Genomic DNA, 21,654 nt, shown 5'->3' with positions numbered 1-21,654 from the left:
AGTTTCTCGGTATTAAGCTAAATATATGTAAAAATGTGAAAGCCATATTCACAAAATTTTTCTTACTACTCGAAACTAAGCGGCTATTTCACAACCTCTTGGTAAACGGTGTTCAATCAGCTGACCCTTGGTATTCGCTCACAAAACGACAAAATATGAGGAACTATTTTTCCGTTTGTTTCTCTAATAATCAGGTCAAGGTGCTGATTGCCTAACCTTTTTTTGTATAATGAGAAAGTATAAACTTAATGTTTGGAGGAGAAGATATGTTAGGGAAGGTTTTGGAAGAGTTATTTATCCGGATCTGGGTCGTTATAAAACTAACCTTGTATTTCTGGATATATACATTTGCCGGCGGGATCATCTTTGGATTAGGTGCGGCATGGAAAACAGTCAATGAACTATTTTATTTGTACGGATTCGAGTATAAAGAAATCACAATAAAAAGAGGCTGGAATATATATAAAAGAAATTTTTTAAGAGGCAATCTGCTATTTAGTTTATTTTTATCTGGTACTGCTTTATTGAGTTACAATTTATATTTATCTGTTCAAATCAAAGGGCTCATTTTTTTAGCTATTGATTTTATTTTACTTTTTGCCTTGCTCTGCTTATTTGCTACTTATCAATACAGTATGATTTTAGATAGTGAATATACGATCTCTGTTCCTAATCTGCTAAAGCTAAGTTTTATTTCGGTTTTTTCCAGCTTTTCGTCTTTTCTAAAAATAATTATTGGTAGCGGTATAATTTTAGGCGTGACTTGGCAATTCAAAGGATTGATCCTGTTTGGTGTCATTGGTCTTTTGACAGTTTGGAATGGTACGATGACAACACACTGGCGTGAAGAATTAGATAAACAGTTGGAAAGTTATGAATAAGTTTCGGATTCTATTTTCAAAAGGAACCTTACTCAATCGTCTGTTGCGGAAATACGCGGTTATCATGATCGGTGTAACGATGACTGCTACCGTTATTTTTAGTATCCATACTTGGGAACAAAATCAAAAACAGGCAGAAAACATGACAAGTGATGCCGTTCAAAGCACAAGCAGAATGCTGAATGATAAAACAACCTTGAGTAGGATCATCAAAAACCAGCTTGTAGGGAATTCCAAAAAGATCGAAAATGTGACGACCTACTTAACAAAACCCATAGATCAGTATCTGATGTATGTATACGAACAGCAAAACAGTACTGATGAATTAGTTTCTTTCCCAAATCAAATCAAAGATCTCTACGCAAATTATGAAGAACTAAGTGCGATATATATCGTGTTGAATCAACTACCGGAGTATTATGAATCTTCTAGAGAAAACAAAGGTGGGGAAATAAAAAAGGGGACACCAAAATTACTAGACGCTTTTTATATCAAGTTGCCTATCACACAAGGAGGAGCTGAGTCAGGAAGTATTTTTATTGGTTTTCAAAAGAAAGAACTAGATATGATTTTAGAAAATCTAACGTCATTCAATGGACTCTCTTTATACATGATTTCTGGAACGACAAATCGACTATACACATTCCATGATAATAAAATAGCTAAAGAAACGTTTGAAAGACAAGAAATGATCATCACAGAGAGTCTGCAGAAAAATTCACAATTGCCGATTGACGATCTGGAAAAAAACAATTTTGTTCAACACCAAGAACTGTCTGATGATTATCGTATATTAGCTGTACTAGATAAAAAAAGTGTAAAAATCGAAACGGGAAAAAATCTTGCCCCGCTGATCATTGGTATCATTATTTTAGACAATATATTGCTTATCTTTCTTTATAAAACATTCAAGCGATATTCACAGCAAGTATCTATCGTCATGCAGGCCATGGATCAAACAGCAGCAGGGAATTTAGAGACGCGGATCGACATAACAAACACGGAATATGAACTGAAGGAACTTTCAATCGGTATCAACGAAATGTTGGATAGCATCAATCAGTTTGTAGAAGACATCTACAAATTAGAAATCAAACAGCAAGACGCACATATGCGGGCGCTTCAAGCACAGATCAATCCACATTTTTTATATAATACATTAGAATATATCCGAATGTATGCAATCAGCGAAGGAAGTGAAGAATTAGCAGATGTTGTATATGCGTTTTCCGCTTTGCTTCGAAACAATACGAATCAAGAGAAAACGATCACTTTAAAAGAAGAACTGGACTTTTGCGAAAAATATGTCTATTTGTATCAAATGCGTTATCCTAATCGAGTAGCCTATCATTTTATGATCGATCCTGATTTGGAAAAGATCGAAGTACCTAAATTTGTGATCCAGCCATTAGTTGAAAATTATTTTAAACACGGTATTGATTTTACTCGATTCGATAATGCGCTAAGTGTCAAAGTCTTGCAGGAAGGCAAACGGGTAAGGATCATCATCAAAGATAATGGAAAAGGGATGACTGAAAAACGGCTAAAACAGGTGGAAGAAAAACTGTCTCATCCTAAAGTGGAACTTCACGGATCTATCGGTCTGCAAAACGTGAATGAACGTTTACGTGCCAGCTTCGGCAGCAGTTATTATATGTCGCTTGAGAATAATGAGACAGGTGGACTGACCGTTTCTATTACATTCAAGGAGGGATGAGCGTGTATCAAGTGTTATTGGTAGATGATGAATACATGATTTTGAATGGGTTAAAAAAGATAATTGATTGGCAAAGTTTAGGCTTTCAAATAGTAGCAACAGCAGAGAATGCCAAAGAAGGACTAGCTGTACTTGAACAGCGACAGATTGATTTAGTAGTAACGGATGTGACAATGCCAGAAATAAATGGACTGGAATTTATTGAAGCGGCTCAAAAAGAACGTCATAATTTTGAATTTATGATTTTATCAGGATACCAAGAGTTCGATTATTTGAAAGGAGGTATGCAATTAGGCGCCGTGAATTATTTGATGAAACCCGTGAATAAGTTCGAATTGGTTGAAAGCCTCAAGAAAATCAAAACACGGTTAGATCAGCAAAATGAATAAAAAAATCAACAAGAAATCTATCAAGAACTGTTATTCAGTCAATGGTTGAATGAAGAATTGGATGAAATAAGTGAAGAAGAAATAATAGGACAAATAAGTGAGAAGCAACATAGGATAGTATTGATTCAACTGGCAAGAACTCATGATACTCTTATCAATAGATGGTTGCAAGAACGGCAACAAATCTTTTACTATCAACGAAATTACGGAGACCGTGTATTGATCACGTTGTTGTTGGAGGCAGATGAAGTTGATGGCTTCTGTTGTTTTGTTCAAGAAAACTTTCCTGATCAGGAATGGCTGATCAGTATCGGGGAAGAGACAGATTCTTTGGACAAAATCCCTGAAACATTCCAACAAGCGAAAGACAATCTACAGTTGCATCAATTTTATGGAGATAAAGACGAGCATGTTTTTTACGCAGTACAAGCAGAAACAAAAGATCAAACCATCGATTTTTCAAGTTTCAGACGCGTGCTGCAAAATAAACAATTGGAAGTCGCTCAAAAAATGATCACTGATTTTTTTGAACAGTTTCAGTTAGCAGCCATGATGCCGGAAGATATACGATATTCCAGTTTTTTACTGTTTATGGAGATTCAACGGGAATTGATTGATCTGGAAGATGAGGAATATTTACAAGGAATCGAAAAAATCCATCAGGCAAAAACGGTGCAAGAACTTCAGCAGCTACTTCTGTCATTCATCAAAAAGCATCAGAGACAGAAAAAGTACAGTGACAATGTGGAAAAAGTAATCGTAATCCTGCACCAGCATTATCAAGAACCACTTACACTCAAAGAAGTGTCAGAAAACCTGCATTTAAATGTCATGTATCTAGGACAGCTGTTCAAAAAAGAAACGAAAAAAAGTTTTTCAGCTTATTTGAACCATTTACGTATGGAAAAAGCGAAACAACTGCTTTTGCACAGTAATCAAAACATCAATGAGATAGCAAGTGAGATTGGCTACAACAACACCACGTATTTCTCTAAATTATTCAAGAAAATCGTCGGCAGATCCCCTAAAGAGTACCGAGAAAACAGTGGAGAATCATAAAAGAAAAAGCCAATGTAATGAAATAACTTATAAAAAATTGTCTAGAAATCTAATTTTTGGCTGTTCTTATTACTTGAGGCAAGGCAGCTTTTTCACGACCTCTCGATAAACGGTGTTCAAAAGCTTGCATCTGCGGTAATAAGCCCAACCAAACGAAAAATATGAGGAGCTATTTTTGCTTGGCTGTTCTTATTACTTGATGCAGGGCAGCATTTTCACGACCTCTCGGTAAACGGAGTTCAAAAGCCAGTTTCTCGGTATTAAGCCAAATTTATGCAAAAATGTGGAAAGCCATTTTCACAAAATTTTTCTTAATACTCGAAACTAAACAGCTTTTTCACGACCTCTCCACTAAACGGTGTTCAATCAGCTGACCCTCGGTATTAGCTCAAAAAATGGCAAAATATGAGGAACTATTTTGCCATTTGTCTCTCTAATACTCAGGTCAGAACGCTGATTTCACAACCTCTCAATAAACGGAGTTCAAAAGCTTGCATCTGCGGCAATAAGACCAACCAAACGAAAAATATGAGGAGCTATTTTTGCTTGGCTGTTCTTATTACTTGATGCAGGACAGCTTTTTCACAACCTCTTGTTAATTATAGTTTGATAAGGAAAAAGGCAAATCTTTTGCTTGATATTTCTTAGGGTGAGGGACGATCCCTAATTGGTAAGAGATCGTGCCGCCTTTCAGCAAATCTTGATGGGTAAAATATAATTTCGTATATTCTTTGTCCATCCGTTTGATTTTATGGATAAATTGTTGCTGCGGCCGATTAGGCGTTGCTTCAATCGTCAATTCCTTTCCATTTGACAAAAGCAAAACAGCCTTGTCAATTAATGGCATACCGATAACATATTCACCGGTTCCAGGCGTGACAGGATAAAATCCCAGACTATTGAAGATATACCAAGCGGCCATACTTCCATTGTCCTCATCTCCAGGGTAACCCATTGGAGAATCGTCGAAGGTCTGAGTCATCAACTGTTTAAGCAGTGGCTGTGCCATTTCAGGTTGTCCTATATAACTGAACAAGTAAGGATAGTGAAAACTTGGCTGGTTTGAAATAGCTAATTGTCCAAATTCTATCGCGGCCATCTCACTCATTTCGTGGATCTCAAAACCATATCCTCCTGGGTCAAACGTTGGGGGCTGATTGCACAGCTCAATGAGTTTTTCTTTATATCTCTCACTGCCACCATATTTTCCGATCAGTCCTGAAAAATCGTGATAAACAGCAAAGCTGCTTTGCCAAGCACTTCCTTCTGCATAATCTTGTCCCCAACGATTAGCTGAAAATGGTTCTCTGAACTTGCCATCTTTATCTTTTGAACGCATAAATCCTGACTCATAGTCAAAGATATTTTGATAGTTCAATGATTGCTGCTGATATTTCTTCGCCATTTCCTCCTCTTCTAGTACCTTGGCAACTTGGCTAATACAAAAATCGCTATAAGCATAGTCTAATGTGTGATTGACTGATTCGTGGTAGTGATTAGGAACATAGCCATATGTCAAGTAATCTTCTGTTCCTTGTCGTCCATAATTTGGATGTTTGCTTTGAACCGTAGCACCTTTTTCCATTGCCGTTAGAAATTCAGGCATCAAGTCTCGTCGGATATCTTTTACAGCAGCATCTGCAATGACCGCATCGATCAATGTCCCAGGCATAAGTCCACGTTCATCAGGAGACAGCCATTTTGGCAAATAGCCACTTTCTCTATAGCTGTTCAAAAAACCTTCCAGCATTTCTTCGTATTTTTCTACAGCAATCAAAGAATAAAGAGGATAAACCGTTTTATACGTATCCCAAAACCCATTATTTGTATAGAGAACACCAGGTTTTATAGATCGACTAGTCGTATCATAGTGGATTTTTTGCCCACTAGGATCAATTTCATAAAAAGTTTGTGGAAATAAAAACACCCGATATAAATTATGATAAAACGTCCGCAATTGTTGTTGATCATGGTGTGTGAGCTGTATACGATCAAAATAGGACTGCCATTGTTCTTGACTGTGAGCAAGGTAAGTCTCTTTGCTTTGGTTTTGTTCTAGTTCCAGGTTATAAGCTGCTTGTTCCGAGCTGATAAAAGATGTCCCAAATCGGATAGTTTGTTTTTTTGTCTGTTCAAAATACAACGGGATCGAGTCGCTATTTTTGTTGGAAACAGCTAACTCATCAATTGTTAAAGGATATTCAAATCTCAATATAAAATAAAAAGAAAAATCAGGATCTTCTGAACCAGCAAAATGTGTGATTTTTCCTTCCACTGTGTAAGGATCTATAACAAAGAGCTGATGGCGTCCCGGAAAGGATAAAAGTAAACCGCTGTTATTTTTGCTGTAATCAATAGATAAGATTCCGCCATACATGCTAGGTATCAATGTAGAACAGATGCCATAACGTAATTGACAGATCGACAGATGAGTCGGGCAAAATATACTTTCTTCTGGGCGGTAAGAACTTTGAGCATGGAAAAGGGTGTTCTCCTGTAGTTTTCCATTGATCGGCGTAAACAGCATATGACTGAAATCACCCATCCAAGGACTTGGTTGATGGGTAAGACGGTAGCCTTGAAAAACACGGTCATCAGGATGAAACCACCAGCTGCCGTTTTGATCCGTAGTTTGCGGTGCAAAATAATTCATCCCAAAAGGAACGCCAGTATAAGGCTGGCAGTTCCCATTAGAGAAATTTGGCTGATTCGCTGTTGCATGTCTAGTATCTATTTGACCGATATTCATTTTATTTCTCCTTTGTTGATTGTCTTTTGATGAATGAAACTGAAAATTTACTATCGGATGGTCGATCTTTTGTCTCTAACCAAGTGACCAAAGCATCTCCCGCAAGCTTACCTAACTGTTCAAAATCTTGTGCGATGGTTGTCAGTGGCGGGTCAACAAGAGCTGCTGCTTGGATATCATCAAATCCGATAATTGAAAAATCTTCAGGGATATGATAACCATGCTGTCTCAAGAGATTCATGGTCTGGATAGCGACAACATCGTTTTCACAAACAAAAGCAGTTACTTCATACTTAGTGATATAAGAAAGCAATTCATCTAATGTCGCGCTTTTGTCATCCAGTGAAGTGTGGAAAGTCAAACCAGCTTTGTCCAATGCTTCAAGGTAACCAAGGTAACGCTGTCGAACGGATTGTGGATGAGTCTGCGTACCAAACAAATAAGCGATTTTTGAATGACCCTGTTCGATCAAATAAGAGGCAGCAAGCGCACCGCCTTGGAAATTATCGGAAAGAACGGTAGGAAAAGATAACTCATAGATTTTTTTATCTAATATGACGACAGGGAATTCTTTCAATGAAAGCTCAAAAAGTAAGTCGAGATGTTGTTCTGTATCAAGAGCATAATAAATCAATCCGTCAAATTCATTGATTAGCTCTTTTGCTGTTTTATTTTGTAGAAAGTCAAGCGTCGTCATCATGACATCAATCTGTTTATCTTGCATCACAGGGTTCAATCCCTTGCTAAAATCACCAACAGACAAATCAGCGACATATGGAAGAAGAAACAGAATCCGTCGTGTTTTTGTAGGAGAAGCGGATTTAACGAAACTGCCTTTCCCGCGAACGCGATAAATAAGTCCTAATTGCTCTAATTCGGTCAATGCACGTTTGGAAGTGATTCTGCTTACTTTATAGGTACGTGAAAGTTCTTTTTCAGTTGGTAGTTGGCTGTCTACAGGTAATTCACCAGTTAAAATAGCCGTTTGCAAATCATTAAATATTGTCTGGTACAATGGTTGATTCATATAAACACCTCTTAATGATATATCATATTTAAATAATACCATAATGGATGAAAAAGTAAATAAAAAGATATTTTTTGAAAGCGTAGACATAATTGGTTGTATGAAGTATAATCTTTAAAGATATATCAAATAGAAAGAAGGTTTTATTAGTGGTTTATAAAGATATACCAAAATCGGTGCAGAAATTTATGGAAGATATCACACAAAAATGTGGGGATATCCATGCGGACTGGGCAAAGAATTTTACAGCAGCATTTGCCAATACTCTGTTGACAACAGTCAAAAAGCAAAATGACGGAACCACCTTTTTATTGACGGGAGACATTCCAGCGATGTGGTTAAGAGACTCTACTGCACAAGTTCGTCCTTATTTAGTGATTGCAAAAGAAGATGAGGAATTAGCTGACATGATCAGCGGGTTAGTCAAAAAGCAATTTTTTTATATCAATATCGATCCATATGCGAATGCCTTCAACGAAGAAGCTAACGGTGCTGGCCACCAAACAGATCATACAAAAATGAACGATTGGATCTGGGAAAGAAAATATGAAATTGATTCTTTATGCTACCCAATACAGTTGGCCTATCTTCTTTACAAAAATACAGGAAAAACTGATCAATTCAATCAATCTTTTATTGAAGGTATCAAAAAAATCTTGGACGTGTTCAAAACAGAGCAAGATCATGAACACTCTCCTTATACATTTGTACGAGACACGACAAGAAAAGAAGATACGCTGATCAATGACGGGCGAGGTGCAAAAACAGCTTTTACAGGAATGACATGGTCTGGTTTCCGTCCTAGCGATGATGCTTGCCGTTATGGATATCTGGTACCATCCAATATGTTTGCGGTGGTCGTGTTAGGTTATGTGGAAGAAATTTTTCAAACGATACTCGATGATAAAGAAATTGTACAGCAAACACAGAAATTGAAGAAAGAGATCCAAGAGGGGATTCAGAATCACGGACGAACGGTTAATCAAAAAGGGCAAACGATTTATGCATATGAAGTAGATGGAATGGGAAACGCCACAGTCATGGATGACAGTAATGTGCCCAATCTGATCGCCGCACCTTACTTGGGATATTGTTCTGAACAAGAGGAAGATTATCTGCAAACAAGAAGAACATTGTTGAGTAAAGAAAATCCATATTTCTATGAAGGAAAGTACGCAAAAGGAATTGGATCCTCCCATACGCCAGAAAAATACGTTTGGCCGATTGCATTAGCTATGGAAGGAATGACAACGTCAGACAAATCTGAAAAAGAGCGGATATTGAATTTACTTGTAGCAACTGACGCAGGAACACACCTTATGCACGAAGGATTCGATGTGAACAATCCTGAAAATTATACGAGAGAATGGTTTTCTTGGGCAAATATGATGTTTTGCGAATTAGTCATGGATTACTTTGATATTAGAGTAGAAAAGTAGGAGGTATCGTAAATGAAAAAGAAAGTATATATCATTTCTCATAGCCACTGGGATCGTGAATGGTACATGGCTTACAAACAGCATCACATGCGACTGATTGAATTGATAGACGATCTACTAGAGCTATTTGAAGTTGATCCGTCCTTCAACAGTTTTCATTTGGATGGGCAAACGATTATTTTAGATGACTATCTTCAAGTAAGGCCAGAAAAAAGACAGGCAATCCAACAAGCAATCAATGAAGGAAAATTGAGAATTGGACCATTTTATATCTTGCAAGATGATTTTCTTATCAGCTCGGAATCGAACGTGAGAAATATGCTGATTGGCATGGAAGAAAGCCGTAAATGGGGAACCCTTGTCATGTTAGGCTATTTTCCCGATACATTTGGAAATATGGGACAGACGCCTCAATTAATGAAACAAGCTGGTATTTCAGCAGCAGCGTTTGGCCGTGGTGTAAAACCAATTGGCTTTGATAATCAAGTTTTGGAAGCAGAAAACTATTCTTCCCAATACTCAGAGATGTGGTGGAAAGGACCTGATCAAACAGCAATCTTTGGTCTGCTATTTGCCAATTGGTATAGCAACGGGAATGAGATTCCAGTAGAAAAAGAAGCAGCTCTTGCCTTTTGGAAGCAAAAATTAGCGGATGCAGAACAATATGCCTCTACGAACCACTTATTGATGATGAATGGTGTTGATCATCAACCGGTACAAAAAGATATATCAAAAGCAATCCATCTCGCAAATGAACTGTTTCCAGATTACGAGTTTATTCATTCTAATTTTACTGACTATCTGGAAGCAGTTCAAAAAGATGTGCCAGAAGACTTAGGCTCAGTAGAAGGAGAATTGACAAGTCAAGAAACGGATGGCTGGTATACTTTAGCCAATACAGCATCTGCTCGGGTTTACTTAAAACAATGGAATACCAAGGTCCAGCGACAGCTAGAAAATATTACAGAACCACTTGCGACGATGGCTTATGAAGTTAGTGGAAACTATCCCCATGATCAATTAGATTATGCTTGGAAGACATTAATGCAAAATCATCCTCACGACAGTATTTGCGGTTGTTCAGTCGATTCTGTCCATCGGGAAATGATACCTCGTTTTGAAAAAGCAGATGAAGTTGGAAAGTATCTTGCACAAGATTCCTTAGAACAGCTGACCGCAGCAATCGATACGACCGGATTCCCAAAAGACAGCTTTCCATTTGTCATTGTAAATACTGCAGGAATGGATAAAACTGGTGAAGCAGAAATAACCATCGAATTAGAAAGAAAAAGATTCGCTGAAGGAATACCTGAACAACTATATCAAGAGTTAGAAAATTTGCCTAAACGTAAGTATCATGTAGAAACAAAAAGTGGGGCCACTATACCAGCTATTTTATCTGAAGAAACTGTCCAATTTGGTTATGATTTGCCGAAAGACCGTTTCCGTGTGCCATATATGGCAAGAATGATCAAAGTGACTTTACCATTAGAAAACATGCCAGCATTTTCTTGGGAAACATTCGCGCTTGTAGAAGGGGAAGCGACAGCAGAAGAAAAGGAAACAATGATTCATCAGAGTGGACGAATCATCGAAAACGGCCCTCTACATTTGACGATTGAAAAAAATGGTACCATTACAATGGAAGATCGCAAAAACAAACGAAAGTTGAATAATCTGAATATTTTTGAAGATATCGGCGATATAGGAAATGAGTATATCTTTAAACAACCTTTCTGTGATCAGCCAATCCTATCCAGTAACAAAGAAAACTCTGAAGTAAAAGTATTAGTAGATACACCGGAAATAGCAAAAATAAGTATTCTACAGGAAATGGAAATCCCTGTTTCTGCAGACGAGCGTTTAGAAAAAGAACAGCAGATGGTTGTGGAATTTCGTTATCGAAAAGCAGAACGTTCCAAAGAAAAACGAATCCTTCAAATAAAAACAATCATGACAATCAGAAAAGATAGTAAAAAAATCGACTTTGAAACGACTCTCGACAATCAGATGAAAGATCATCGCTTACGTGTCTTGTTTCCTACAAAGTTACATGTGGAACATCACGAAGCAGATAGTATTTTTGAAGTGGTGAAGCGCCCAAACCATGTGTCTAAAAGTTGGGAAAACCCCACGAATCCGCAACATCAGCAAGCATTTGTCAATATTCATGATGAAGAGTACGGTGTAACAGTCGGAAACTTTGGTTTGAATGAACATGAAGTAACAGAAGACGAACAAATCGCAGTGACGCTACTTCGCAGTGTGGGAGAACTAGGCGATTGGGGATATTTTCCAACACCAGAAGCACAGTGTCTAGGTGAGCATCGGTTCAATTACAGCATTGAACTACATGGACCAGAAGAAAAATTCTCTACTTATTTGCATGCATACGCAGCACAGATTCCTTTTTCCACTCAACAAATCAAACATCATGAAGGAACATTGATTTCAAAACAACAATATTTAACGATAAAAAGTGAAACGTTTGCAATTACAGCTTTGAAACGCAGCAAGTTTAGTGATAAAGTAGTAGTAAGAGGTTTCAATATGTCTAGTCATTTAGAAAAATTGGAAATAACTAAAGACAATGGAAAAACTGTCATATTGAATCTGCTTGAAGAACCAACGAAGCAAGCGGTTGTCCCAATAATCCAACCTTATGAGATTCGGACAATCGGATTCGAGGAGGAAAACGAATGTATGGCGGAATAGAAGCAGGCGGAACAAAATTTGTGTGTGCGGTTTCAGATGGTGGAGAAATTTTAGAAAAATTAAGTATCCCTACCACAACACCAGAAGAAACATTGGATCAGGTATTTGAATTTTTTGATCGTTATGAATTGAAGGGAATCGGGATTGGCTCATTCGGCCCGATTGGTATCGACAAAACAAAAGATAATTACGGATACGTTTTGGCAACTCCCAAAAAAGGGTGGGCACAATTCGATTTTCTTGGCACAATCAAGGAACGCTACAATATTCCTGCTGCTTGGACAACGGATGTCAATGCTGCTGCATATGGGGAATTGAAGCAAGGAGCAGCACAAGGAAAAAATAGTTGTATTTACCTTACCGTGGGAACAGGAATCGGTGCAGGTGTCGTGATCAATGAAGAAATTTTTTCAGGGATCGCACATCCTGAAATGGGACATATTTGGGTGAAACGCCATCCAGATGACCATTATGAAGGTACTTGTCCTTATCATAAAGATTGTTTAGAAGGATTAGCAGCAGGACCGTCTATTGAGGCACGCACAGGGATCAAAGGGCAAGATCTGCCGCAAGATCATCCTGTTTGGGCTATTCAGGCTTATTATATTGCTCAAGCACTGATCAACTATACGTTGACGTTAGCACCTGAAAAGATTATTTTAGGCGGTGGGGTAATGAATCAGGATCATCTCCTTCAAAAAATCCGTCAGCAATTTGTTGAATTGATGGGTGGTTATATGGAAACACCTCAAGTAAGTGAATATATCGTTCGTTGGGGACTGCCGAATGAAAGTGGGATTATCGGTAGTTTGCTGTTAGCAGAACACGAACATCAAAAGTAAGCAGACAAATTACACAAAAAGAACAGAGTCTTATCATTATCTGCTGATAAGACTCTGTTCTTTTTTCTTTCTATTCCCATAATCCAGGTAAAGCTTTACCGACTATTTTTTCTTGAGTAAATGGATGGATCATGTGCAGTTCTAATGCATGGAGCATCAGTCGTTCAGCTGTTCTATTTTGGTAGAGAGGGTCTCCAACGATCGGATGTCCCTTATGAGCTAAATGAACTCTGATCTGGTGTGTACGTCCGGTTTCCAAAACACAATAGACTTGTGTTTGTTCAGAAAGTACTTTGTTGACAGTGACATGTGTCAAGGCGCTCTGACCATTTTTATCATCTACGACCCTTTTTCTCCGATCATGGCGATCTCGTCCAATTTTATTGGTGATGGTCATATCTTTGGCAATTTCTCCCCATACGATGGCTTGATATCTCCGATAGATCATTTTTTGTTCCAACAATCTTCCAAGTATCGGCAAGACAAATGGATTTTTTGCAAATAAAACGGCACCGCTTGTTTCTTTGTCCAAGCGATGGACAACGTAAGGTCGTTGCTGTTTAGTGTCGAGATAAGCAGCTAAATGATTGAGCAAGGTACTGTTTTCTGTCGGTTCATTTGGATGAGTCTTCATTCCTGCAGGCTTATCAACTATAATCAAATGCTCATCTTCATGTAAAACGCGGATGTGCGCCGCATCTCCAAGCTGGACTTCTTGATAATTATAATCTGTTTCTTCGAATAACAATGTGATCTGGTCATTGCCCTTTACTTCATGATGGAACAAAGCAGGTTGTTGATTGATCCAAACGTTTTTACGTATACGCAAAAAATGTCGAACCTTTCTAGGGACTAACCATTCCTTTTCAAGCAAGTCGCGAATCGTTGTTTCAGGATGGTTCATAGGTAAAGTGATCGTGATTTTCACAAGTGTACTCCTTTCAGTGCAATTGCAGACTAATTGTACCATTTTTAAAACATATTTAAGAAAAAACTTACATTTTTCTGTTCATTCTTATGTTACTCTACTTGCACTAACGTAAAAAAACATATTGAACTACAACTTAAGCAGGAAGAAAACACTCTTTCACTATGGTAAAATAAGACGATTGAATCGAATAGACAGGAGAAGAAGCAAATGGATTTTCAAAGCATTTTAGAAAAGATAAAAGCTGCTTTGATCAGTTTTTGGCGTTGGATCAGACCATATCTCGGACAATTCCATCGATGGCGAAAGCGCATCTGGAAAAAATATCATGTGAACAAATTGATTTTGCTGATTGGTTTGATCTGTGTCTTAGTGACAAGTATCTACCTCTTTATTTTAGCAAAACAAGCAAATGTCGAAACGTTAAAATCAGGATTAAGCCAATCGACAGTCATTTATGATAAGAAAAACGAAGAAGCTGGCACACTGTACGCCCAAAAAGGAACATATGTAGAATTAAACGCGATTTCTCCCTATATCCAAGATGCAGTAATCTCGACAGAAGATAGGAATTTTTACGAGCATCACGGGTTTGATATCAAAGGGATTGCCCGTGCAGCAGTCCGAATGGTCTTGTCTGGCGGAACATCAGGGGGCGGAGGAAGTACGATCACTCAGCAGCTTGCCAAAAATGCGTATCTGACATTAGACCAAACGTTTGATCGAAAAGCGAAGGAATTATTTTTGGCAATCGAGATCGAAAAGAAGTACAGCAAAGAAGAAATCTTGACCATGTATCTTAACAATGCCTATTTTGGCAACGGGGTATGGGGTGTCCAAGACGCTTCCAGAAAGTATTTTGGAGTAGATGCAACGAATGTTACGCTGTCTGAGGCTGCTACTTTGGCAGGAATGCTGAAAGGTCCTGGTATTTATAATCCGATCGATCACCCAGAAAATGCGAATGATCGGAAAAACACAGTACTAAGTGTAATGGAAGAAAACGGAAAAATCACAAAAGAACAAGCAGAAAGTCAGACAGATATCAGCGCGTATCTTAATGACACATACGATAATTCAGATTCTGGTTATCGTTATCCTTATTATTTTGATGCAGTGATCGATGAAGCAGTTAACGAGTATGGTCTTGATGAAGAAGATGTCATGAATAAAGGCTATAAAATCTATACAGCTTTAGATCAGGATTATCAAAAGCAATTAGAAGCTACTTATCAAAACAGTGCATTATTCCCAGCAAATGCTTCAGATGGTGCCATGGTCCAATCTGCTTCAGTAGCTTTAGATCCGAATACAGGTGGTGTACAAGCACTAGTAGGACGAAGAGGAGATCATGTCTTTAGAGGATTCAGCTTTGCTACACAGATGCGTCGTTCACCAGGATCAACGATCAAACCATTAAGCGTATATACACCAGCACTGGAAGCTGGATACAAGCCTTCCAGTATCTTGAAAGACGAACCGCAAAGTTATTACGATGCGCATAATTTTGACGGGACATACCAAGGAGAAGTACCGATGTATCAAGCTGTTGCACAAAGTTTGAATTTGCCTGCTGTATGGCTTTTGCATGAGATCGGTTTACAAAAAGGATATGATAAAGCAGAAGAATTCGGCCTGCCTTTAGCAAAATCTGATAAGTATTATGGCTTAGCCCTTGGTGGACTGGAAAAAGGAGTATCTCCATTGATCATGGCGGGTGCTTACAGTGCATTTGCCAATGATGGTCAGATGTATACGCCGCATCTTATCACGAAAATCGTTGATTCGACTGGAGCGGTGATCGTCGATAACACAAACAAAAAACCAAAACAGGTCATATCAAAGGAAACAGCCGATGAAATGACCAGCATGCTTCTTGGTACATTTTCAAATGGAACAGCGGCTGCTGCGAATCCTGCAGGTTATACGATAGCAGGGAAAACAGGAACCACAGAAACTAATTTCGATGCCACAAAAGCAAATGACCAATGGATGATCGGTTACACGCCAGACGTAGTGATTTCGACATGGATGGGTTACGAAGAATCCAGCAAGCTGCACTATTTGGAAGGGACAAGTGGAAATGTTGTCGGGAAAGTCTTCAAATCAGCGGCAGAAGGCATCCTTCCGTATACTTCAAAAACAGGATTTAGTGTAGCAGATGCCTATGCCACAGGAGGACAAGTGGTAGCTGCAGATCAAGTTGGAAACACAGGAAATTCTAATGGAGAGTCTGGAAATTGGCAAGATAACTTGAATCAATATGGTGAACAAGCAAAAGAAGGGCTGAAAAACTTCGGCGATATGGTGAAAGAAGGCGTTCAGGGAATTGGTGAAGCGGCTAAAGACCTCTGGCGGAAATATCAAGGAGAGTAGACCCTTTGAAAACGAATAACCCCATGTTACAATAGAGAGTAACTACTAAAAGAAAAGAGGGCATAACATGTCAAACATCTACGATAGCGCGAATCAAATCGAACGTGAGATCCGTGAATTACCAGAATTCAAAGCGTTGAAAGAAGCGTACGAGAAAGTACAAGCAAACGAAGAAGCACACAAACTGTTCAAAGACTTCCAAGCGATGCAAATCGAATTACAAGAAAAACAAATGAGTGGACAAGAATTCAGCGACGAAGATGCAATGAAAGCACAAGAAATGGCTGTGAAAATCCAATCAGAAGAAGTAATCAATGACTTGATGCAAAAAGAGCAAGGCTTCAGTACAATCATCAATGACTTGAACCGTATCATCATGACACCAGTTCGCGACCTTTACAGCGAATAAAACTATTTTATGAAACAACAGAGGGTGTGAAAGAGACGTTCGGCCTTGAGCGATGACAAAATTGCTTCTTATTGCCGATAGGCTATCTCTTGAATACCGTTTACCAAGAGGTCGTGAGCCTACCGTTTAGCTCTGAGTTACAAGGAACAATTTCAAAAAACAGCTTCTCATGTTTGATGACTATTGTGACTTGTGACCGAGGAGTTGGCAGGAGAACACCTTTTATTCAAAAATAGGAGCTACGACAAAAGTCTTGTCATAGCTCCTATTTTTTTGTCATTCATTTTTCAAGCGGTAGAAATAGCCTTTTTGAGCTAACAGTTCTTCGTAAGTACCTATTTCAACGATTTTTCCTTCATCGATCACAACGATTTTATCTGCCTCTTTGATCGTTGAAAGCCGATGAGCCACAATAAAAGTAGTGGGTGTTTCTGTCAGGTAATTCAGGGCCTGCTGGATTTTTTTCTCTGACTGGTTATCTAAAGCTGAGGTTGCTTCATCTAGCAAAATGATTTTTGGCTGACGTATCAACGCTCGTGCAATGGAGATACGTTGCTTTTGGCCACCAGACAGCTTGTTGCCATGTTCGCCTACTAAGGTATCCAGACCATCAGGAAGCTGGTCAATCAGTGAAGAAAGTTGCGCAGCTTCGATGACTTCATCTAAACGTTCTTTTGATACGTTTTTCAAGCCATAAGTGATGTTCTCTTTGATCGAAGCGGAGAACAACAAAGTGGTTTGAGGAACAACGGCTAAATAATTACGCACACTTCGCATATCCAATTCATCCAAAGGCTGATTATCTAGGAAAATCCTCCCTGAAGACGGCTGGATAAATCCAATCAATAAGTTAAGGAGTGTAGATTTTCCAGAACCAGATGGCCCAACAAAAGCAATTGTTTCTCCAGCTTTCACCTCTAGAGAAAAATGATCGATAATCGGCTTGAGTGAGTCCGGGTAATGAAAAGAAACATCCTCAAAACGAAAATTTCCATCCAAATGTTGGATTTTTTTCTTACCGTGATAAGTTTCTACATCGCCAGCAATCAACAGTTCGCCAATAGAAGTGATAGATTCCATGCCTTTTGAAATCGTAGGAATCAGCGTGATCATTCCAGAAACGGAATTGACGATCGTCGTGAAATACGTCTGATACATAACGACATCGCCGGGTTGGATGCGCCCTTGTAAAGCTAATATCCCAGTGAAATTCAAACAAATCAGCTGAAATATCTGAAAACTAGCCCAGCTGACTGATCCGAAAACAGATTGCAGGATATCTAAGTGGAATCCTTTTTCATAGATTTGAGTAAAATGCTTATTTAAGCGAGTTGTTTCGTGTTTTTCTAACCCATGAGCTCGAGCAATCGGTGCTAATTCGATCACTTCGATCACTTTTGCAGAAGTCTCTTCCATTTCTTGCCTGAAGTCTGAGTTGGACTGTCTGATCCTTTTACGGAAAAAGAGAGTAACGAATGCGGCGAGAGGAACAGTCAATAAGAAAAACATGAAAACAACAGGAGTTTTATAAAGCGTGATACCTAAAGCTACGAATAAATTGACAGCGATATTTAATCCGCTGACAAATACTTGAGAGGACAACGTTTGGATAGCTTCTACATCACGGATGATCTTTGACTGGATTCGTCCAGATTGCAATTCTTTTTGATAAGGAATAGATAGTTCTTGGATTTTCTTGATAAGGGTCGCTCTTAGTCCAGCTTCTACTTGACGGATCGAAGTGCTATGGTATTTTACATGAAAATAATTCGTCAATATATTTTGACCAATCAGACAAGCCATCAAAAAAGCGTTGAAATAAATGGCCTGCAACTGAGAAGAATCTTTCGATGAAGCTGCATTGATTACATTGGCAATAGCGATCGGCATTAACCAAGATGGAAGATGTTTGATAATAAAAAAGAGTCCTGACATGGCAAAACGCCAATAATTTCCCTGATAAAGATGCAGCAATGTCTGAAAAGCATTTGCATGATATTTTTGATAACTTTTCTGTATTCGTTCCTCCATAATCTTCTCCTTAACAATCTTGGTAAATAAACTGCAAGTGTTCTATTGCTTCAGGAACATAAATCTCAGGAGTAGCTTCAAGAGTGGCGTACATTAGAGGACGCTCATATTTGATATAATGCAGTACCGGGCGGAAATCTAAACAGCACTTGCCAACAGGTACCATGCGGATCTTTCCATTTTCCATGATATAGTCTTTGAGATGAAGCGCTGTAATATAACCATGTAAATTGTCCAAGGTACCTCGGATCACTTTTTCCTGATCAGCATGATTTTCTTTATGCATCAAATTCGCACAATCTAAAATGATTTTTAAATTTGGTGAAGCTACTTCATCGATTAAACGTTTAGCTAACTGATAGTTATAGATTGGATGATTGATCCCTGCTTCAACAGCAACAGTTACGCCAAAATTTTCTGCATGAGCGACTAATTCAATGATAGAATTTCTGGCGATCTGATAAGCTTCTTCAGTAAAATTTTCTTTTGTGTAACCGACAGAGACACTACCGGTTTCCGTAGCAATCATCTTGGCTTGATAGGCAGAGCACAGAGCAATTTGCTGTTTGAAAGTTGCCAATGCTTGTGCACGAACTTCTTGATTTTTGCTGGATAGGTTGATATAGCATCCTAAAATGGAAAGTTCGATATTGTTTTTTTGGAAGTATTCACCAAAATAGGCAGCACTCCCAAGTGTCATGTCAGTTAATTTAAGTTGTTCAGGAAATGCTTTTTGTGGTGCAAATTGGATATGGGACAAGTGAAGCTGTGATACTTTTTGAACGATTTCTTCACGATTTCGAACATCTAAATCGTGGGCACGGATGCCTAAATTTAATGGAAACATCTCAAACTCCTTTTTGTAAATAATTAGCAAGAGGCAGACGGGATTCTTTTATCAATTCAACAATTATTCGGGCAACTTTATCAGCGCCTTCTGGACTAAAGTGGGTATTGTCCTTTAGTCCTTCTGGGTAATTTTTACAAGTATCAGGCATAAGATGCAGGTAGAATTTTTTTGTCTCTTCTTTTGAGAAGGTCTGGAACAATTCTTGTGATCTTGAGAACACATCTAAAAGAGGAATATGGTGTTTCTCAGCAAATGCACGCATCGCTTTTGGATGGTCTCCAAGTATATCTGGATTCAATGTTCCGTTTTCTAAGTAATCTCGTCGCGTCACAGATGTCAGTAAGACCATTTGGACGTTCGCTTTTTTTGCGCATTCAAAAAATATCTGCAGATTTTTTAAATAGCTACCGAAGGGAAGCGTACCTCTTTCTTCTTGGATTTTCTGGTCGTTATGTCCAAATTGTACAAATAAGAAATCATTCGGCTGAAACTGTGAAGCTAGACGGGCTAACCTTCCTTCCTGGATAAATGATTTGGTGCTGCGTCCATTCTTTGCTTGGTTATTGATCTGGATCTCGGGTGAAAAATAAGCAGAGATTTTTTCTCCCCAACCTGTCTCGGGACGCTTGTTTTCATCTTTTTCTGCCGCAGTAGAATCACCGGCAATATGGATAGTAGGCATGTTATCTCTTCTTTCATAAAGGTTTATAGGCAATGAAGCAGAACAGCAAGAGAAGAAGACGGAGCAAATTTGGTCCGTCTTCTTCTCTAAAACGTGGATAAACGGATTCCGTTATTTCGCTATCCTGTTTTTGATTCGTTACTGTTACTATTAATCAATTAGGCAAAAAAGCCAAAGTAATTTTTAGCATTTGTATAACTAATCGCTTGAACTAGACTTCCTAAAAGTTGTTCATCTTCAGGTGCTTCTCCTCGCATGACCATTTCTCCTAAAAATTCACAAAGAACACGACGGAAATATTCATGTCTAGTGTAGGACAGGAAACTTCTTGAATCTGTCAGGATGCCGACAAAATTCCCCAAAGCACTACCATCAGCAAATTGTGTCAATTGATCGCGCATACCAGCTCGAGTATCGTTGTACCACCATCCAGAACCTAACTGCAGTTTTCCATTCTGTTCTTTTTGGAAACAGCCCATCAAAGCTAAAATCGCAGGATAGTCATTCGGATTCAATGAATAAAGGATCGTCTTTGGCAACTGATCCGTTTCTTCTGCACGATTCAATAATTTTTTCAGAGGAATAGTCAAAGAAAGATCATTCATTCCATCATAGCCGGTATCGGGCCCTAATTTTTCCAACATTTGTGTATTACAGTTACGATAAGCATGGATGTGCAGCTGCATCGTCCAATTATGAGAATGATAGAAGTGGGTCAAATGTATCAGTGTTTCTGTACGATAAGCATCGATTTCATCTGAAGATAATAGTTTGTTAGCTCGTGCTTTTTGAAAAATCTCTTCTAATACTGTTTCATCCGCTTCTTTATAGCGTAAGATGTCTAAAGCGTGGTCGGAAACACGACATCCATGTTGATGGAAGTATTCTATCCGCTGCCCTAAGACTTCTATCAGTTCTTGATAGGTGGTGATCGTTTGGTCAGCTGCTTCTTCCAGTAGTGTGACCCATGCATTAAATCCTTCTTTTTCAATATTGAGTGCTTTATCTGGACGGAATGAAGGGAGAACCTTCAAATCTGGTTCTTCATGAGCAAGCAACTGATGATAGTGCAAGTCGTCTGCGGGATCATCTGTTGTACAAATCACTTCTACATTCGATTTTTTTGCGATTTCCCGACGGCGAAAATCAGGAGCTGCCAAAATTTCATTTGCTTGTGTCCAAATTTTCTCTGCATTTTCTTCATTTATCAACAAGTCAATACCGAAGAAACGCTTCAATTCAAGATGTGACCAACTGTAAAGCGGATTTCCGATAATTTTTGGCACGGTTTGACACCAAGCCAAAAACTTTTCAAAATCAGAAGCATTTCCTGTGATTTTTTCTTCAGGTACGCCACAAGCTCGCATCAAGCGCCATTTGTAATGATCGCCTCCCAGCCAAGCTTCCGTCAGATTGCTGAAATTGTTGTTTTCGTAAATTTCTTTTGGATCTAAGTGACAGTGATAATCAATAATGGGCATGTTTTTTGCGTAGGAATGGTAAAGCTTTTTCGCCCAATCGTCTTTTAATAAAAAATCATCAGATAAAAACATAAATCTT

14 protein-coding genes and 1 pseudogene are annotated in these 21,654 nt (G+C 38.6%); 8 read left to right on the top strand and 7 right to left on the bottom strand.

Features of this window, described 5'->3' with window-relative positions:
• Positions 1-266: 266 nt before the first annotated feature.
• The 3 genes and pseudogenes from MKX69_RS11290 to MKX69_RS11280 all read left to right on the top strand — a co-directional run bounded on the left by MKX69_RS11290 (position 267) and on the right by MKX69_RS11280 (position 4,046).
• Positions 267-881, top strand: a complete 615-nt coding sequence (locus tag MKX69_RS11290) for a DUF624 domain-containing protein (protein ID WP_002297732.1) — start codon at positions 267-269, stop codon at positions 879-881.
• Positions 874-2,598, top strand: a complete 1,725-nt coding sequence (locus tag MKX69_RS11285; protein ID WP_341010252.1) for a sensor histidine kinase — start codon at positions 874-876, stop codon at positions 2,596-2,598. The genes MKX69_RS11290 and MKX69_RS11285 overlap by 8 nt, the downstream gene beginning before the upstream one ends.
• Positions 2,595-4,046, top strand: a pseudogene (locus MKX69_RS11280) (response regulator transcription factor). The gene MKX69_RS11285 and the pseudogene MKX69_RS11280 overlap by 4 nt, the downstream one beginning before the upstream one ends.
• 595 nt (positions 4,047-4,641) lie before the next feature.
• On the opposite strand, the gene MKX69_RS11275 reads toward MKX69_RS11280, so the two are convergent.
• Together MKX69_RS11275 and MKX69_RS11270 are read right to left on the bottom strand one after the other, a co-directional pair.
• Complete coding sequence (locus tag MKX69_RS11275; RefSeq protein ID WP_341010250.1) at positions 4,642-6,795, bottom strand: GH92 family glycosyl hydrolase; 2,154 nt, start codon at positions 6,793-6,795, stop codon at positions 4,642-4,644.
• A gap of 1 nt (position 6,796) precedes the next feature.
• Positions 6,797-7,822, bottom strand: a complete 1,026-nt coding sequence (locus tag MKX69_RS11270) for a GntR family transcriptional regulator (RefSeq protein WP_341010248.1) — start codon at positions 7,820-7,822, stop codon at positions 6,797-6,799.
• A 149-nt stretch (positions 7,823-7,971) separates the two neighbouring features.
• Here MKX69_RS11270 and MKX69_RS11265 point away from each other — a divergent pair, with 149 nt between their 5' ends.
• From MKX69_RS11265 to MKX69_RS11255, 3 genes are read left to right on the top strand one after another with little or no spacing between them, the layout of a single operon-like run.
• Positions 7,972-9,261 carry a glycoside hydrolase family 125 protein gene (locus tag MKX69_RS11265; RefSeq protein ID WP_002294491.1) on the top strand — a complete coding sequence of 430 codons (1,290 nt, stop codon included), beginning with the start codon at positions 7,972-7,974 and terminating at the stop codon, positions 9,259-9,261.
• Between the two features lie 12 nt (positions 9,262-9,273).
• On the top strand, positions 9,274-11,976 hold the full coding sequence (locus MKX69_RS11260) for an alpha-mannosidase (protein WP_341010246.1): 2,703 nt from the start codon (positions 9,274-9,276) through the stop codon (positions 11,974-11,976).
• Positions 11,961-12,818, top strand: coding sequence for an ROK family protein (locus tag MKX69_RS11255; RefSeq protein ID WP_002285988.1), 858 nt, complete (start codon positions 11,961-11,963; stop codon positions 12,816-12,818). Before MKX69_RS11260 ends, MKX69_RS11255 begins: the two co-directional genes overlap by 16 nt.
• Positions 12,819-12,888: 70 nt before the next feature.
• Here MKX69_RS11255 and MKX69_RS11250 read toward each other — a convergent pair whose 3' ends face one another.
• Positions 12,889-13,746: an RluA family pseudouridine synthase gene (locus tag MKX69_RS11250; protein WP_341010243.1), complete on the bottom strand. Its 858-nt coding sequence runs from the start codon at positions 13,744-13,746 to the stop codon at positions 12,889-12,891.
• A 210-nt stretch (positions 13,747-13,956) separates the two neighbouring features.
• On the opposite strand from MKX69_RS11250, the gene MKX69_RS11245 reads away from it, so the two are divergent.
• Positions 13,957-16,122 carry a PBP1A family penicillin-binding protein gene (locus MKX69_RS11245; RefSeq protein ID WP_341010241.1) on the top strand — a complete coding sequence of 722 codons (2,166 nt, stop codon included), beginning with the start codon at positions 13,957-13,959 and terminating at the stop codon, positions 16,120-16,122.
• A 67-nt stretch (positions 16,123-16,189) separates the two neighbouring features.
• On the top strand, positions 16,190-16,531 hold the full coding sequence (locus MKX69_RS11240; protein ID WP_002285994.1) for a YlbF family regulator: 342 nt from the start codon (positions 16,190-16,192) through the stop codon (positions 16,529-16,531).
• 276 nt (positions 16,532-16,807) lie between these two features.
• Here the strand turns inward: MKX69_RS11240 and MKX69_RS11235 are convergent, their stop codons facing one another.
• The 4 genes from MKX69_RS11235 to uxaC form a co-directional block, all read right to left on the bottom strand.
• Positions 16,808-18,562 (bottom strand): ABC transporter ATP-binding protein, encoded by a 1,755-nt coding sequence (locus MKX69_RS11235; protein ID WP_341010238.1) that lies wholly within the window; start codon positions 18,560-18,562, stop codon positions 16,808-16,810.
• A 10-nt stretch (positions 18,563-18,572) separates the two neighbouring features.
• Complete coding sequence (locus MKX69_RS11230) at positions 18,573-19,409, bottom strand: sugar phosphate isomerase/epimerase family protein (RefSeq protein WP_341010236.1); 837 nt, start codon at positions 19,407-19,409, stop codon at positions 18,573-18,575.
• A gap of 1 nt (position 19,410) precedes the next feature.
• Positions 19,411-20,094: a rhamnogalacturonan acetylesterase gene (locus MKX69_RS11225; RefSeq protein ID WP_341010233.1), complete on the bottom strand. Its 684-nt coding sequence runs from the start codon at positions 20,092-20,094 to the stop codon at positions 19,411-19,413.
• A 158-nt stretch (positions 20,095-20,252) separates the two neighbouring features.
• Positions 20,253-21,647 carry a glucuronate isomerase gene (gene uxaC, locus MKX69_RS11220; RefSeq protein ID WP_341010231.1) on the bottom strand — a complete coding sequence of 465 codons (1,395 nt, stop codon included), beginning with the start codon at positions 21,645-21,647 and terminating at the stop codon, positions 20,253-20,255.
• Between the last annotated feature and the right edge of the window lie 7 nt (positions 21,648-21,654).

Origin of the sequence: Enterococcus sp. FSL R5-0957 (assembly GCF_038008005.1) — a bacterium.
Lineage (GTDB): Bacteria > Bacillota > Bacilli > Lactobacillales > Enterococcaceae > Enterococcus_B > Enterococcus_B faecium.
The sequence above is the reverse complement of the archived record's forward strand: the minus strand, read 5'-3'. Positions and strand labels throughout refer to the sequence as shown.

Bases quoted from the DNA above. Each gene is read 5' to 3' on its own strand.
- MKX69_RS11290 (WP_002297732.1), top strand. From the start codon at position 267: ATGTTAGGGAAGGTTTTGGAAGAGTTATTTATCCGGATCTGGGTCGTT.
- MKX69_RS11285 (WP_341010252.1), top strand. From the start codon at position 874: ATGAATAAGTTTCGGATTCTATTTTCAAAAGGAACCTTACTCAATCGT.
- MKX69_RS11275 (WP_341010250.1), bottom strand. From the start codon at position 6,795: ATGAATATCGGTCAAATAGATACTAGACATGCAACAGCGAATCAGCCA.
- MKX69_RS11270 (WP_341010248.1), bottom strand. From the start codon at position 7,822: ATGAATCAACCATTGTACCAGACAATATTTAATGATTTGCAAACGGCT.
- MKX69_RS11260 (WP_341010246.1), top strand. From the start codon at position 9,274: ATGAAAAAGAAAGTATATATCATTTCTCATAGCCACTGGGATCGTGAA.
- MKX69_RS11255 (WP_002285988.1), top strand. From the start codon at position 11,961: ATGTATGGCGGAATAGAAGCAGGCGGAACAAAATTTGTGTGTGCGGTT.
- MKX69_RS11245 (WP_341010241.1), top strand. From the start codon at position 13,957: ATGGATTTTCAAAGCATTTTAGAAAAGATAAAAGCTGCTTTGATCAGT.
- MKX69_RS11240 (WP_002285994.1), top strand. From the start codon at position 16,190: ATGTCAAACATCTACGATAGCGCGAATCAAATCGAACGTGAGATCCGT.
- MKX69_RS11235 (WP_341010238.1), bottom strand. From the start codon at position 18,562: ATGGAGGAACGAATACAGAAAAGTTATCAAAAATATCATGCAAATGCT.
- MKX69_RS11230 (WP_341010236.1), bottom strand. From the start codon at position 19,409: ATGTTTCCATTAAATTTAGGCATCCGTGCCCACGATTTAGATGTTCGA.
- MKX69_RS11225 (WP_341010233.1), bottom strand. From the start codon at position 20,094: ATGCCTACTATCCATATTGCCGGTGATTCTACTGCGGCAGAAAAAGAT.
- uxaC (WP_341010231.1), bottom strand. From the start codon at position 21,647: ATGTTTTTATCTGATGATTTTTTATTAAAAGACGATTGGGCGAAAAAG.